Source organism: Candidatus Cloacimonas sp. (assembly GCA_035403355.1).
Taxonomy (GTDB): domain Bacteria; phylum Cloacimonadota; class Cloacimonadia; order Cloacimonadales; family Cloacimonadaceae; genus Cloacimonas.
Map to the genome: position 1 here is coordinate 51,621 of DAONFA010000004.1, position 16,317 is coordinate 67,937.

Below are 16,317 nucleotides of genomic sequence, written 5' to 3' on the forward strand. Positions count from 1 at the left end.
GAAAAACGACATCTTGTCGTTTAATATGGTTGACCGGGAGGTCAACATTACGGGGTTGTTAGTTGACCAGGAAGTCAACTTTCCGGGTTTGTTAGTTGACCGGGAGGTCAACCATCCGTCTAAAAACGGTGAAAGTTAAGTTGACAATTTGGCTTCAAATAAAAATCCTGTTCAAAGAAGAATAGTATTAAACGGATTATTAGCACGATGATTGTCTTAAAGAATGTAACCTGCGGATATCAGGATTTTCCTGTTTTGCAAGATATTTCCCTGCAAATTGAAAGCGGAGAATTTTGTGCTCTATTAGGCCCCAACGGAGCCGGGAAATCTACTTTACTTTATACCATTATGGGTTATTTAAAACCGTCTAAAGGTTTTATCTCCATATTCGGCAAGGAAATAGCAAGTGTAAAACACTCCTGGTTGGCAAAACAGCTGGCTTTTGTACCTCAAGAAACCAGGTCTGAATTTGACCATACAGTTCAGGAAACGGTTTTAATGGGTCGTTATCCTTATCTGGGGTTGCTGCAGTCCTATAGTTCAGAGGATTTTGAGGTAGTTGATTCCGTTTTGGAAGAGCTGAAACTGCTGGAGCTGAAGCACCGCTGGCTTTCCGAAATAAGTGGAGGTGAAAAACAGAGGGTATTAATTGCCAGAGCTTTAGTTCAGCAGACACCGTTCATTTTGCTGGACGAAAGTTTGTCCCAATTGGATATCAATTATCAGATAGAAATAATGAAACTGCTAAAAGCCATTCACAGCAAAGAAACTAAAACGGTTTTGATAGTTTCGCATAACTTAAACCTGGCAGCCAACTATGCCGAAAGGTTAATTTTTTTGAAAGAGGGTAAAGTTCTGGCTTCCGGAACACCGGAACTTTTGATGCAAAAAGAGACCCTGAAAGAGTTGTTTGCCATAGAACTGGATATTATGCAAAATCCGCATACCCGACGCCCTAATATAATTTATCCCTGAGGTCTTGTCTTATGCAGTTCAGCCGTTTTTTTACCGTTTTCGTTTTCCTGTTTGCTTTTTTGGCAATGCTAAACGGAATAAAGGTAACCGGTATTGTTACGGATGAAGAAAATAAGCCCCTGGAAACGGTTCGCTTGGTTAGCGGGAAAAAAACAACCCTGAGTAAACAGAACGGCAGTTTTACCCTTGAAGTTACCGACTCTTTACAGGTAAACCGTCTGGGCTATAAAAAGCGAACACTGTCCTTGCAGGAAGTAAGATCTTTACCCAAAACAACTTCAGGAATTCACATAATTCTGCAAAATGAACCGATTCAGTTATCTACTTACCATGTTTTTGTGCACTTAAGCGAAGAAAATATTGCCGCTGCCGACCTGGTTACTTTACAAATTGACCCCGATAAACATTACAGCAGCGCTTCGGAATTAATCTCACAAACTGCCTCTTTTCAAAGTTCCGGCACTCTGCTGAAGGGTGAAACGGCTCAATTAAACATTCTGGGAAATATCAGTCGCCACACTTTAGTTTTGCTTGATGGCATCGCAATGAATACTTTAGGCGAGCCCTTTGATTTTTCCCGCCTGAATGTAGATAACATAGAAAGCATTGAAATTGTGAAAAATAACGCCAGTGTTTATGGAGGTGCTTCTGCCATTGGTGGCATCATAATGATTACTACCAAACAGGGTGCTGCCATAAAAACAAATCTGGAAAGCAAAACGGAATTCGGCTCTTATGGCTATTTAATGCAACAAATTACGGTTAGCGGTTTTAATCCTGAAAATTCCTATCGCCTCTGCCTGAATGCCTATAATGCAGATAACGATTTTCCCGTTCAAAAAGGAAACTTGATTCCTGAAGATAGTGAAACCATCCGTAAAAATAACAGTAAACAACAGCTTTCTTTTTCCGGTGCTTATTCAACTACCCTGGCTAAATTGCTGATGAGCATTTCTGCCGATTATTTAATCTTTCACCGTGAACTTCCCGGTCCGCTTAATTTTGCCGATTTATATTACCAGGCATTTTTAGAGGGCACCTCTATGCGTCCCCAAATTCGGTTTTCCGCTAATTTCGGCAATTTTACCTGGCAAAGTAACAATTGGCTAATCCGCGATGAGACAACTTATGATAATACGCAATCATTAATTGAGGGCTTCTCCCAAAAATACAGTCAAAAAAATGATAACTATGGCATAAAACAATCTCTCAACTATCATAAAAATTCTTTGCAGGCATCATTAAACGGGGAATATTCAAATAATCGCTATCGCTACAGGGATTTAATTTACCCTACCCAGGGAAAGATAGATTATGTTAGAAACCAGTTAGCTTTCAGTTTAAAGCTTAATCAGCAAAAGGAATTTGCCTGGCTGATTTTTGGTAACGGTTTGGCTGGTCGTTATGATTACATAGAGGATGAAGATGAATTTAGCGGACGGCTGGAATTTTCCGTTCGCAATTGGGGAACGAAATATCTGGAAACGGGGGCTACAATTGGTAATTCTTTTGCTCTTCCTTCTCCCTTTGATCTTTACTGGAAAGGGGATTCCCAAACCTTGGGTAACCCCAACCTCAAAAGTGAAAAAGCAACGGGCTATCAGCTTTGGCTGAAAGGCAATATACCCCAGGCAACCCTAAAAGCTACCTTCCATCAAAACAAAATTAAAAACCTGATTCAATGGCGGCAGGTGCAAATGTATGGTCCCGTCTGGAAACCAATGAATATTGGAAAAGCAGTAGTTCAGAACCTGGAATTGGAAGGTAATTGCCAACCGTTTAAACAATTGGAACTTACCGCTTCCGCTGTCTTCACGAAAGCGAAGGATACTACCTGCTACAGTTTTGCAGAAGCACCCAAACTGATGTATCGTCCTGAAGCTCTCTATGCTTTAGCAGTTGATTATCAACCGGGAAGCTTTCACTTTTGGACAAAATACAGCTACACCGGAAAACAATGGATTACTCCTGATAATTTGATAGACCCTATTTCGGCTTATGCTTTGGTGGATTGTGGAATAAGCTTTCTTTGGCAACAATGTAACTGGCAAATCACCCCGGCACTCACTATCAAAAACCTATTCAATGAAAACTATATGGTTCATTCTTATGTCCCTGAACCCGGCAGAACTTTTTATGCCACTTTGCAACTGAATAGATAACTTTTTTACCAGCAACAGCTTTATAGCATCTGATATTCATTTCATAATGAAAAGACATAAAAGGAAAATAAGGTTGAGAAGGTTGATGTTTCTTATGAACGACGAGGACATCGTTCTTCGTGGACAAAAGCCCCTTAGGGCGACACAAAAATAGCGATGGGTGCGTAAGCCCCTCGGGAAAAGTAAGCTCCAAGTGTTTTTTTCACTTTCCCGGTTCCCTAAAGCCCCTACGGGCAAAATCGGATGGTTGACCTCCTGGTCAACCCCTTCTTGTGCTTGAACGACGAGGACGTCGTTCTTCCTGAACAAAAAAGCCCCTTAGGGCGACACAAAAATAGCGACGGCGGCGTAAGCCCCTCGGAAAAAGTAAACAAAGAGTATTTTTTTCACTTTCCCGGTTCCCTAAAGCCCCTTAGGGCGACACAATGATAGCGACGGCGGCGTAAGCCCCTCGGGAAAAGTAAACACAGAGTATTTTTTTCACTTTCCCGGTTCCCTAAAGCCCCTTAGGGCGACACAATGATAGCGACGGCGGCGTAAGCCCCTCGTAGTTATAAAAAAATAATATCAAGGAGAAATAATGCCTGCATCTTATTGTCATTTGGCTGTTCATATCGTATTCTCTACCAAAAATCGAAAGACCTGGCTGAAAAAACCACTTGCTGAAGAAATGCATGCCTATATCTATGGTTTAATTATCAATTTAAAGGGCATACCTCTTGCTATTGGTGGAATTGAAGACCATATCCATATTCTTTGCCTGGCTCCTAAAGAACTAAGTATGGTTGAATTTATGGCAAAGTTAAAAGCAAATTCCAGTAAATGGTTCAGGGAAAAGACCAAATTGGATTTTAATTGGCAGGATGGTTATGCTGCCTTTTCCGTCAGTAAATCAAATTTGGATGAGGTGAAAGATTATATTGAACATCAGAATAATCATCATCATAATGTCACAGCGGAAGATGAATTTAATGCTTTTCTGAAAAAACATTGGAACCCGGATAAATTGAAGAAAAAACGATTAGTTTAATTGAATATCATTATTTTCCCGAGGGGCTTACGCCACCATCGCTATTATTGTGTCGCCCTAAGGGGCTTTCAGGATGCGGAAAAAATGATAAAAAAATATTGTAGCTTTCATTTTACGAGGGGCTTACGTCACCATCGCTATTATAGTGTCGCCCTAAGGGGCTTTTTTATTCGGAAGAACGATGTCCTCGTCGTTCAAGTATAAGAAGAGGTTTACCAGGAGGTCACCATTGCGATGCCGCCCTAAGGGGCTTTAATGTATCCTAACCCTCTAAACTTTCTAAAACTTATTTTCTTTTTTATGTCTTTTCAATATGAAATGTATATGAGGAGAGCTTTAAGCATCTAACCATCGGACACCATTTTATATATAACTGCCAATAAACGAAGCGATATATACCCTCCCCTAATTTATTTGAGTGGGCTATCATTTGAGAAAGCAGCTAAAATAATTCTGGAGGGATGCAAGTTTTTTAGAAAAAGAACTTGACCTGGATTAACAAGCTGGAAATAATGCAAATTATTGTTTGCTCCTACAAGGATTACGAGAAACGAGGGATATTAGATGCCCTCAACTAAAACAGAGAAACAATAAGTTGGAAGGGAAACCAACTTTTAGGTCTCAAAAAAGCGAATTGTTATATTGAATTATTAATTCATTAGGGAGGTAACCTTAACTCAATGAAAAATCAGATTGAAATTGACTTCCAAATTGATCCGGAGATGGAAAATGTAAGAATGTTATCTAACCCGGAAGGATATAAAGGGATTGCTGCTTTCCACAAGTATTGGGGTAAAAAACCTATTGAATGTCTGAATTTTATCATAGAGAAATTTACAAAACCAAATGATATTATACTCGATCCCTTTGTAGGGTCAGGTTTGATAGCTTTAGAGGCATTAAAAAGGAATCGTAAATTCATAGGTATTGATATTAATCCGATATCTATAGAACTAACAACACTTATGGCAAATTTGCCTTCATATGAAAGAATAAAGGATGCAGTTTCCGAAATAGAGAAGAAGGCCAAAGACCAAATAAACTCTTGTTATCAAACTCATAATAACTCAATAGCTACACACTATCTATATAGTGGTAATGCAATACAATCTGTATGGATAAAAGGGCATAAAAATCAAAGAATAGAGTTAAGCCCGGATAAGAATGATATAGCGTTATTAGAAAAATTTAGCGAGTATAAAACTAAGAATATCGGCAATCCACAATTCTTTCAAAATAGCCGAATTAATACAGACAAGACGATGACAATATACGATCTGTTTACTACAAGAGCATTGTTCTGTATTGATACTTTAATTGATCAAATAAATATGTTTGAACCTGATATCCGAAGAGCATTATTGTTAGTTCTCACATCCTCCTCCGGGCAAATGTCAAAAATGGTATTTGCCATAGCTAATAGGGGGAAAAAATCAGGTTTGAGCAGTGACAAAATTGAGGTAGGTAGTTGGGCAATAGGATATTGGCGTCCCACTATCCATTTTGAGATTAATGTTTGGAATTGTTTTGTGAATAAAGCAAACAAATTTCTTAAATCCCTGAAATATATTGATAAAAACCCATATATAGACATCTCCAAAAGTTTGGAAGATATTTTTGATTCCAGTTCAAACCTTTTATTAATTTTAGGAGATACGAGAAGTGAAATTAAGAGAATTAGGGATAATTCTATAGATTTAGTCATTACTGATCCACCCCATGGAGATAGGATTCCTTATTTAGAACTTAGCTCTGTCTGGAATGCTATATTAAAAGCTGAGCCCCAATATTCTAACGAAATCGTTGTATCTAATGCTAAAGAAAGAGGAAAAAATCTAAAGCACTATAATGAAATTATGGAAGAAGTAACAACCCAATTATTTAGAGTATTAAAACCTGATGGTATCCTGGCTCTGATTTTTAACTCAACTGACATAAAATACTGGGAATTTCTTATAAACGCTTCTAAGCATAATGGTATTAGTTTTATTGGATGTTTTCCAATGAATTATTCGGCTTCTTCTATAGTTCAGGATAATAGAAGAGGAGCGTTAAAACAGGATTTTGTGCTGATCTATATTAAAGGTCCAACTGCAAATAGAGAATCTGTAATCAATAACTTATCAAGTATTCCAGGGTGGTCAAATTCCTATCCGGTTAGAGTGAGAACGCAACGGATTGAAGCAAGGTAGCCCTTTTTTAAATAAAACTTGACGCGAATTGACAAGGTGTAAATAAAGTAATTATATATTTTCTTAACATAGATTGTGAGAAACGAGGGATATTAGATGCCCTCAACTAAACAGAGAAACAATAAGTTGGAATTAGCAACAACAATTGTGTCTCAACAAATAAAGAGTATACTGGAGGTAAAGTATGCGAAGCAAAAATAATTTACAGTCGTGGGCTGTTTTTTGTAAAGCAGTAAAATTGGCAGGTGATAACGCATCGGAGATACGAAGTATTATTGATAACTTAGATTTTCATAAGAAAAATATTGAGCTAGGAGATATCAACCGAATTAATGCCAGATACAGATTGGTAAAGGAGATTAAGAATATAGAGTATGATTCATATTCCAAGCCGGTTGCTGAGGCATACACTGCCCTTTTTAAGGCATTCCTGACATATTCTGTCTTAGAACAATACATGAAGTTATTGACTGGAGCGAATTCAACAGAACAAATATTAAACAAACCGAATCCGCTATATCCGGATGGGCAAAAGAATTTGGCAACAGCAATAAAAAATCTACCCAATAGTAAAAGATTCCTTGAGTTTGTAAAGGACAAACTATATAAACATAAGCCAGGCGATGATACTGCTGCAGAAAAAGAGATAGGGTATTATCTGGAAGGAAATGATTTTCAGCCAATCGCCATAATAGCAGCCGTGAGGCATGTTTTTGTACACGGTAAACTAACACCCTCTGCCAACAAATCGTATCCTAAAAATACGGCTAAAATTCTCAACATCTTAACAGACTCAATTCTCGAAGCCATAGATAATGATTTCAGTGAAAGAGTAGGCAATCATAAATCAACATAAACTTTTAATGGAGGAACCAATGTAATAAATTATTTACACATTAGCTTTCATTTTTGTTTGTGCACTTCTGTTATTCACACCGTCAGCTTTCTACTTGATTTCACCATTACATTCAAGTCAGAATGTTGACATATGACCAACATTTATGTGGCATCAGTCAACTATCGCTACAGATGTAACATACAATGTACACATCAGTACTGACGGAATTTTTTTCTGATGCAAACACGGTTGTGTACGAAAGTGTTTCAAGTACTCAGTTCAGACCATCAGTAGATTTGGTGATGGGTAATGCAGTTTACTTTTGGAAAGTGCCGACGATAGATCAAAATGGACAAAGCACTTGGACAACCACTTTGGGATCACAAACAGGTTGTTGGATGTTTTTCACAATACCAGTCAGTTTTAAGGATCACTTTTTGCCCTAAGCTGAGAGCATAAATCAAGTGTTTATCTAACCTTAATCAAGCGTTAATTATTAACGCTTGATTAAGGTATGTTAAACGGTAGATTGATGGCTTTGGATAAGGAATATAGGAAACAGCTATATGAGGATGTTATTTTCTGTTTTAACTCACAATTTATCGGTTTGGAAACCAGTTGTAGTGCGGTTGGAAGGGTGTGTGCTTTTTGTTTTAACTCACAATTTTTCGGTTTGGAAACCAGCTATAGAGCGGTTGGAAGTGAAAAAGAGGGTGGGGTGTAGAGAGATTGAAGGCAGGTGAAAATTGTAAGTCAAAATCTCCCGCCGTCTGCATTGTGACTTTTCCGAGGGGCTTACGCACCCATCGCTATTTTTGTGTCGCCCTAAAGGGCTTTTGGCAAAGGGCTGAGAGCGAAAAGTTTATCCTTGTTGTTCAAAAGAAACCAGGTTTTTTTGCGTTACCGCTTGCTTGTTGGTAATGAAATAAAGCGTTAGAGGTGGTTGACGAGGAGGTAACCATTGCGGGAAAAAAGCGGGAAAAGTGGTTGACCAGGAGGTCACCATTGCGGAAAAAGTGCGAAAAATGGTTGACGAGGACGTCAACACTCCGCACACTAAAGGGCTTTTTTATTCGGAAGAACGACGTCCTCGTCGTTCATAAGAAACCAGGTTTTTTTCGTTACCGCTTGCTTGTTGGTAATGAAATAAAGCGCAAGAGGTGGTTGGCCAGGAGGTCAACACTCCGCACACTAAAGGGCTTTTGTATTCGGAAGAACGACGTCCTCGTCGTTCAAAAGAAACCAGGTTTTTTTGCGTTACCGCTTGCTTGTTGGTAATGAAATAAAGCGTGAAAGGTGGTTGACGAGGACGTCAACACTCCGATGTTTACCTAAAGGGCTTTTGTATTCGGAAGAACGACGTCCTCGTCGTTCATAAGAAACCATTTTTGATTGCCATCCACATAAGTTGTTACTTGAATCCTTCCAATTGTAATTATCACTTATAGTTGTCATATTGGAATGAATACTTTAGGAAGATGTTTTTTTCTTTTATCACCCAAGCTTATAGAAAAAAACTTGACTTGGATTGATAATCTGGAAATAATGTAATTATATATTTTCTTAACATAGATTGTGAGAAACGAGGGATATTAGATTTCCTCAAATAAGCTGAAAAACAATGAGTTGGAATGGACACCACTTTTTAGGACATAGCAGAGAAAACTAATCCTAAAGGATGATTAATATGGTGTTTCAAGATTACTTAATAACAGTAGTGAATTATTGGCTTTGCTTAAAAGCAAAGTTTTATTAGCACATAATAAGATAAAGAGGAGTATAATATGGATTTAACTATTGATATTAGGTTTGAGGATATTATGCCCAAATGCGATATAGACGATTTGTTAGAATCCTTGGGCATTGAAAATGACATCCTTAAAGATTCACTTACCAAGTTAGCCAAAGCTGCAATTGAAGAATATATTTTAATGCTAACCGGTAACACGCTGTTCTCAAAAGCAGACGAAATCAAACAACTTCGTCTTTTCTTGATTATCCGTCGTTATTTTGAAGAAGAATTACCAACGGTTCAAGAGATATCTTATATGTTTCATATAACAGATACAGCAGCAAATACTTTATTAAAGAATGTTCTCTCTAAATACAGTAAAGGTTTAGAAAAGAGTTTGAATCAATATATTTACAAGATGTTAAAATCTGCAAAATACCGTGATAAAAAAAAGATTATGGTTTGTACTTCCCCAGAAATTCTGGCAAGAATGAATCAAAAGCTAAGCACTGAAGCCCCTAGTTTAAAAAAAGTAAATAAAGTATTCGGATCTGCTGGGGAAATTGAATGCAGTGAGGATACTTATAATAAACTAAAAGAACTATATGGACCTCAAAATGGGAAGTAATAATATTGCATTAGTATCACTAATATTGGTTATATTAGTATTCTTCCTGGAGGAAATACAACAAGAATATTTAATATTTGAAAACAAAAAAATACCTCCAACAGATCAAAAAATTGAAAGAAAAAATTGGCATTCAAGCAAAATGTCTATTTTCTTTAGAATTTTATTCAGCATTGTCTTTGAAATAGTAGTTATAACTGTTTATTCCAGTGTTGTTATTGATGTTTTTTTGAACTATAAATTTAGTTTAAAACATCCAGATATAAATTGCAGCTTATCTGTATTATTCTACTTCTCTGTAATTGCTTTATTGATATATTCTGTTAGTTTAATAATAAAGGTAATAAAAAAAAGATAGCCCTTTTCTTTGTTTACGGTATAAAACATAAACCGATTTTTTTAGGTTTTAACTCACAATTTTTCAGTTTGGAAACCAGTTGCAGAGCGGTTGGAAGTGAAAAAGATGGTGGGGTGTAGAGAGATTGAAGGCAGGTGAAAATTGTAAGTCAAAACCTTCCGCCGTCTGCATTGTGATTTTTCCGAGGGGCTTACGCACCCATCGCTATTATTGTGTCGCCCTTAGGGGCTTTTGGCAAAGGGCTGAGAGCTAAGGGTTTTTCAGCCATTTTTTGATCTCAACCCTCTAAACTTTTTCAACTTTCAAAACCTTATTTTCTTTATGATTTTTCTTTTATGTCTTTTCATTATGGAATGGATATAATTCTTTTACTTTATCTTCCAGCCATTCCAGAATTTCTAATTCCGCAATTGCTTTTTTCTTCATATCCTTACGATATTCAAGATAAGTGCGGGCTTTTATATCGCTGGATTGAGCGTAAATGGTCTTTCCGTCTAAATTCATAACTTGTATTCCTCACCAAATTTCTGTTTGATGATAAGTGAGAGTTTTAATTGCCTCGTAGGCAATCTCAGGATATATTTCATAGCCAATACCATTACGTTTTAAATCAGCAGCAGCAGAAAGAGTTACTCCTGATCCGGCAAAAGGATCAAGAATTGTTTCTCCAATATAACTAAACGCTTTAATTAAACGGAATGGAAGTTCATAAGGAAAAGGTGCTATATGATTTCTGTTATCTCCACTTCCCTGTGGTTTCATAACCCAAACATCACTTTTCTTAATTGACAGCCAAAAGTCCTTGTCCAATTTGGACTGTTCTTTTTGCTCTTTAGTGAGATGTCCATATTTATTAAAGCCCTTCTTTTCCGGTTTATCAAACTCCAGAATGAATTCGTGCATATTGTTAATTAAAATTCCACCCGGATAAGGATAAGTACCAAAATGTGCTCGGACGGCATTGGTTTTTTGCCAGATAATATCTCTTTTGAATATAAATCCTATTTTCTCACATAAATCTATGGTTCTTCCTACTAAATTTAAGGTTCTAAACTTCCCTTTATCTAACCGAACAGGAAGGTTCATAATATTGATAAATGCTTTTCTACCTGGTTGTAAGACCCTGAAAACTTCTTTCCAGACCTTTCCTATTTCCTCAAACCATTCATCTATGTTATGAATATTACCAAGATCATCAGAAACCGGTTCTCCTGAATACATTTTGGTATCAAAATAAGGTGGTGAAGTAATCATTAGATGGATGCTATTATCCTCTTGCTCTTCCATACGCATAGAGTTCTCTATATAAATTCTTTGAATTGAGCCATTGATCTCAATAACATTCACTTTTTCTATATCCGAACTTTTACTTTTAGTTTTAGGTATAAAATTTGAACTGTAGTCCTTTAACTCTTTCAGATCAAAGCGCATTTGTCCGCTTGTAGCAATTTGTGCTTTTATAAGATGTTTATTGACAATATTATGCAGCATCTCTACGGTTATCCCTAAAAATTTTGCTGCTTCTATGGCTGATAGATAAGTTCTATTTTTATAGTCCGTTAGTTCCATTTTTCGTTAACCAAGTTTATCCTTATGAATTTTGTGGTAGTTACAGAACAAATTATGCAATTCTTCCCTCCTGTGAATACGCATTATATATTCCTTGTAGAGTTGCCTAAATTTTAAAGCATCCATTTTTTAGACAAAGGACAACAAATCTCCTTCTCTCCCTTTATTAACAAACACTAAAACCGTTTTGGGGCTCTACCAAAGTGTAATTAGGCAACCAGATATTCTACTTTCTTAAAAAAAATCCCTTCTCACTATATTACTTCTATCCTATAAAAACCAAGCGTTAAATACTGTCAACGAAATTCACTTCCAAACTCGGATTCCTCTTCTCATAATTATTTTAGCTATTATACCCAAAGAAATGCCGGAAACCAAACTGGGGAGGGGACTTTTTCTTTTCCACCAGACCTAAGGTCTTAAAAAATATACTTTATGCTACAGCGGTAGTTGCAGAATCGGAATTCTCCGAATTATTTTACCAAAACCAACCAACAATTTACTTGACACGGGTGGTGTTTGATAAAAGAGAGAACTTGTAAGAAGAGTTTTGTACCGTCGCTCGCTGTAGCGCCAATTTCTTGTGTAGTGTTTGATAAAAGAGAGAACTTATAAGAAGAGTTTTGTACCGGCGCTCGCTGTAGCGCCAATTTCTTGTGTAGTGTTTGTTAAAAGAGAGAACTTGTAAGAAGAGTTTTGTACCGGCGCTCGCTGTAGCGCCAATTTTTAGTGTAGTGTTTGTTATAAGAGAGAACTTATAAGAAGAGTTTTGTACCGGCGCTCGCTGTAGCGCCAATTTCTTGTGTAGTGTTTGATAAAAGAGAGAACTTATACGAAGAGAGAAAAATGATGAAAAATAGATATTACATAATCCCGGGTTTAGCAATTATCCTGTTTTTGCTTTCCGCTTGTGAATCCGGAGGGAAGCTGCAGGTTTTTAACCAATGTTCCTATCCTGCCTATCTTAGAGTGGATAATATGGATCAGAAGACAATTCCTGCAGGGGAATCCGTTTCCTATAATATAGACACGGACACCCAAAATATTTTTACCGGCGAAGTGAAAAAGAAGCTGAAACTATGGTTAGTAGGGGAAACATACAGTATATATGATCAGGTGCAGAATATTTACATAGATTCTACCTGGATTGAAGTGAAAGCTGGTAAAACATACAGCATTTACCTAAATCCCAATCGTGCTTGCGTGAAGGTTGTAAACAACTCCGATAAGATAATCACCCAAGCGGAAATTTGGCAGCATAGTCCTTTAACTTATTATCAGGTAGGCGTTTTGTATAATATTTTACCTGGCGAAAGCAGATTTTTACGAGTGGACTATGGAACGAATTATTACTATCAGGTGGAATTATACTTGCAGGATGAATCCCATTACACTTTTGTAGATAGTGAAGAAATTTTAGGCAAAGATGAGCAGTATTTAGTTACTTTTAATGGAGAATAAAGCAAGCGGGCAAACTTGCGGGGCAAAAAATAAAAGGACAAGGAGTTAATAATGAAGAGGATCTATCTGGGCTTAATCCTTATCTGCTGTATTCTAAATTTAGGGGCAATACTTCCTCCGGAATACGCAAGTTATCCTTTGCAACAAGACCCGGAAGTAATATCCGGCACTTTGGATAATGGCTTGAAATATTACATCAAGCAAAATGCCAAACCTGAAAAACGACTTGAGCTTCAGCTTTTAATTGATGCCGGCAGCATTGTGGAAGATGATGACCAACGCGGTCTGGCTCATTTTGTAGAACACATGGCTTTCAACGGCACTAAAAACTTCCCCCGAACCGAAATGGTAGATTATCTCACTTCCATTGGAATGGGCTTTCATAATGGCTTAAATGGCGGAACCAGTTATGATTTTACCCTTTATGGCTTTAGTTTGCCTACAGACGATGAAACTAAAATGAAAAAGGGAATTTCCATTTTGTCTGATATCGCCTGGCAGGTAAGTTTTGACCCCTCTGAAATTGAACGCGAAAGAGGTATTGTAATGGAAGAATGGAGGTTGGGACAAAGTGCACAGCAAAGAATTGAGGATCAAATAGATCAAGTGCGTTTTGCCGGTTCGCGTTATGTTGAGCGTAATCCTATCGGCACAATTGAGAATCTTAAGACCTTCAAACCGGAGAGCTTAATTCGTTATTATCAGGATTGGTATCGTCCCGATTTGGAAACTGTCTTCATTGTAGGCGATTGTGACCCCCAAAAAATGGAGAACTTGGTTAAAGAATACTTCGGTGTTATCCCTAAAAGAGAAAATCCGCGTCCCCGCTTAAGTTATCCTGTTCCCGATAATATTGAACCGAGAGCGGTTACAGTTTTGGATAAAGAACAGCCCTACACGATGTTAAGAAGTACCTGGAAGGTTAAAAACGCTCCTCTAACTGATTTGGGTTCTCTGTATAATGATATGAAGCAGGATTTATTTTTCACGATGGCAAATGCAAGGTTGCAGGAGCTTAGTCAACAGCCCGATCCCTCTTTTTCTTATGCCTCTATATATAATACCAACTGGATGCGGGGCTTTAATGCTACGGAATGTATTATGTTTGCCAATGAAGGTCGCAGCGAAGATGCCTTCAGAACTTTAATAACAGAATTGGCTCGTATTAAACAGTATGGTTATCAATCTGCCGAATTGGAAAGAGCCAGGCAAATAATGATCAGGCAGGCAGAAAAAATGCTTGCCGATAAACCGACAATGGATTCCGAAGATGTAATTTGGGAGCTTTTGGATGCCGTAATGTCTGAAGATACAATTCTCAGCGCTGAAACCTATGAACAAATGCTGAAAGGGCTGATCTATGAAATTGCCTTAAGCGAAGTGAACGACATTGTTGATGATGTTATTACCTCTGAAAATCTTACTTTAAGTTTAGCTGGAACGGATAAACCAGGAGCAAAATATCCCTCGCGCGAGGACTTGCTGAATATTTATCAGCAGTCAATTGCTCAGGAACTGGAACCCTGGGAAGATATAACCGTGAATGAACCGCTTTTGGAAACAATTCCCATTCCGGGAAAAATAACTAAAGAAAAGGTCTTTCCCAAGTCCGGAATCAAACAATGGGTTCTTTCCAATGGAATAACTGTTTACAGCAAAAAAACGGATTTTAAGGCAGATGAGGTTATTCTAATAGCACAAAGTCCCGGGGGAAAGGCAAAACTGAAACCGGAAAATTATAAATCTGCCGACTTATTATCCCAATATTTCAGTGTATCGGGTTTTGGTAATTTTGATGCTCCTGCTTTGCAAAAGGCATTAGCAGGCAAAATTGTGTATGTTTATCCAACAATTTACTCTTATTCAGAGGGTTGGAGAGGTTCTTGTTCTCCGCAAGATTTGGAATTGATGTTCCAAATGCTCTATCAATATAATTATGCTCCCAGATATAATGAAGAAGCATTTTCTGCAGCTGTTGCCTCAACCAGGGCTCGGGTTCAAAACTATTTGCTGGAACCATCCAACGCCTTCTTTGATACTTTAAATGTGCTGATGTTCAATAATCATCCTCTGAAAAGAAATTTGCATCCGGAAGACCTGGATAGCGTTACTCTGAAACAGTTAAAAGATATTTTCCAAGACCGCTTTGGCGATTATACCGATTTCACTTTTTATGTTGTCGGCAATTTTGCTGAAGACCAATTAAAGGATTATTGCCAAACATATTTAGCCAATTTACCTGCAAAGGGAAGAAAGGAAAAAATGACCGATGCCGGCGTTAGAGCTTTTAACGGGAAAAAGGAAATCAGTTTCCATAAAGGCACTGAACGCAGTTTTGTATCTAATGTAACAAACAATAAGGCATCGTTTTCCCCGCAAAACAATGTGCAACAATCCGCTCTGCAAATGATTGCTTACGAAAAACTGCGGGAAAATGTCCGCGAAAATATGAGCGGTGCTTATGTTGTTGAAATTCAGAGTTTTTATGACTTTCTGCCTAAACCTGGTGTTTTCACTTTAACTTTGATGGGTTGTGATCCTGAAAGAGCCAAGGAATTGAACGCCGCTATCTTTGCCACTTTGGATAGCTTGAAAAACGGACTTTTTGCGGATAAATATATAGAATCCACTAAAACCACTCTGCATAAAAGGTATGAAGAAAACATCAAGTCCAATAGATACTGGGTGAATAATATGAGTGAGAATATTTCTTACGGCTTACCGATTGACTGTTTTCTGGATTATCCTGTGCTGTATGACAAACTGGATAAGAAAGCTATAACCAAAACCGCTAAACAGTATTTCGTTTTTGATAAATCCCTGCTTTCGGTGTATATGTTTCCGGAAAAAGAGAATCGCTAACAGAAGGATTTAAGCCACCGAAAAAACCGAATTGGGTGAAGGGTGAACGGTGAACGGTGAAGGGATTGAGAGAGATGGCGAGATGGCGAGATGGCGAGATGGAAAGAGAGAGATAGCGAGATGGTTATTTTTAGCTACCGAAAAAACCGAATACACCGAAAGATTTTTTACAAAGAGAGAAAGAGAAAAAGAGAAAAAGAGATTTTTTAAACAAAGAGAGAAAGAGGAAAAGAGGAAAAGAGATTGAATGGAGAATGGAGATACCTTATAGCCCCTTAGGGCGACACTATAATAGCGATGGAGGCGTAAGCCCCTCGAAAAATGCGGGAAAAAATATCTCTCTGCCCTCCGCTCTCCGCTCTCCGCCAAAAGCTCTTCTTTCCGGAGGGACGATGTCCTCATCGTCCCTGCTTAAAAAAAGTGGTTGACCAGGAGGTCAACCCTCCGATGTCTCTCTTTAGGGCAACACTATAAAAGCCGCTATCTTTTTTTTATCCAAAAAAGAATGAA

The 16,317-nt window shown here is 37.7% G+C and carries 11 protein-coding genes; 9 read left to right on the forward strand and 2 right to left on the reverse strand.

The window, feature by feature from the left end; translation table 11 throughout:
* The first annotated feature begins 207 nt into the window (after nucleotides 1-207).
* From PLE33_02290 to PLE33_02320, 7 genes are all read left to right on the forward strand, one after another.
* Nucleotides 208-975: an ABC transporter ATP-binding protein gene (locus tag PLE33_02290; protein HPS60074.1), complete on the forward strand. Its 768-nt coding sequence runs from the start codon at nucleotides 208-210 to the stop codon at nucleotides 973-975.
* Between the two features lie 11 nt (nucleotides 976-986).
* Nucleotides 987-3,137, forward strand: a complete 2,151-nt coding sequence (locus PLE33_02295) for a TonB-dependent receptor (GenBank protein ID HPS60075.1) — start codon at nucleotides 987-989, stop codon at nucleotides 3,135-3,137.
* Nucleotides 3,138-3,717: 580 nt separating this feature from the next.
* Nucleotides 3,718-4,167: an IS200/IS605 family transposase gene (tnpA, locus tag PLE33_02300; protein HPS60076.1), complete on the forward strand. Its 450-nt coding sequence runs from the start codon at nucleotides 3,718-3,720 to the stop codon at nucleotides 4,165-4,167.
* A gap of 680 nt (nucleotides 4,168-4,847) precedes the next feature.
* Entirely contained in the window at nucleotides 4,848-6,359 is a 1,512-nt protein-coding gene (locus PLE33_02305; protein ID HPS60077.1) for a DNA methyltransferase, read from the forward strand.
* A gap of 184 nt (nucleotides 6,360-6,543) precedes the next feature.
* Nucleotides 6,544-7,215, forward strand: a complete 672-nt coding sequence (locus tag PLE33_02310; protein HPS60078.1) for a hypothetical protein — start codon at nucleotides 6,544-6,546, stop codon at nucleotides 7,213-7,215.
* Between the two features lie 1,766 nt (nucleotides 7,216-8,981).
* Nucleotides 8,982-9,557, forward strand: coding sequence for a hypothetical protein (locus PLE33_02315; protein HPS60079.1), 576 nt, complete (start codon nucleotides 8,982-8,984; stop codon nucleotides 9,555-9,557).
* The gene (locus PLE33_02320) at nucleotides 9,547-9,915 is read left to right on the forward strand and encodes a hypothetical protein (protein HPS60080.1); all 369 of its coding nucleotides are present in this window, start codon (nucleotides 9,547-9,549) and stop codon (nucleotides 9,913-9,915) included. The genes PLE33_02315 and PLE33_02320 overlap by 11 nt, the downstream gene beginning before the upstream one ends.
* A gap of 333 nt (nucleotides 9,916-10,248) precedes the next feature.
* Here the strand turns inward: PLE33_02320 and PLE33_02325 are convergent, their stop codons facing one another.
* Complete coding sequence (locus PLE33_02325) at nucleotides 10,249-10,419, reverse strand: hypothetical protein (GenBank protein HPS60081.1); 171 nt, start codon at nucleotides 10,417-10,419, stop codon at nucleotides 10,249-10,251.
* A 12-nt stretch (nucleotides 10,420-10,431) separates the two neighbouring features.
* Nucleotides 10,432-11,484 carry a DNA methyltransferase gene (locus PLE33_02330; GenBank protein ID HPS60082.1) on the reverse strand — a complete coding sequence of 351 codons (1,053 nt, stop codon included), beginning with the start codon at nucleotides 11,482-11,484 and terminating at the stop codon, nucleotides 10,432-10,434.
* An 846-nt stretch (nucleotides 11,485-12,330) separates the two neighbouring features.
* Here PLE33_02330 and PLE33_02335 point away from each other — a divergent pair.
* Both PLE33_02335 and PLE33_02340 read left to right on the forward strand, forming a co-directional pair.
* A complete protein-coding gene (locus PLE33_02335; GenBank protein ID HPS60083.1) occupies nucleotides 12,331-12,945 on the forward strand; it encodes a hypothetical protein in 615 nt (204 codons plus the stop codon).
* 51 nt (nucleotides 12,946-12,996) lie between these two features.
* Nucleotides 12,997-15,807, forward strand: a complete 2,811-nt coding sequence (locus PLE33_02340) for an insulinase family protein (protein HPS60084.1) — start codon at nucleotides 12,997-12,999, stop codon at nucleotides 15,805-15,807.
* Nucleotides 15,808-16,317: the final 510 nt, after the last annotated feature.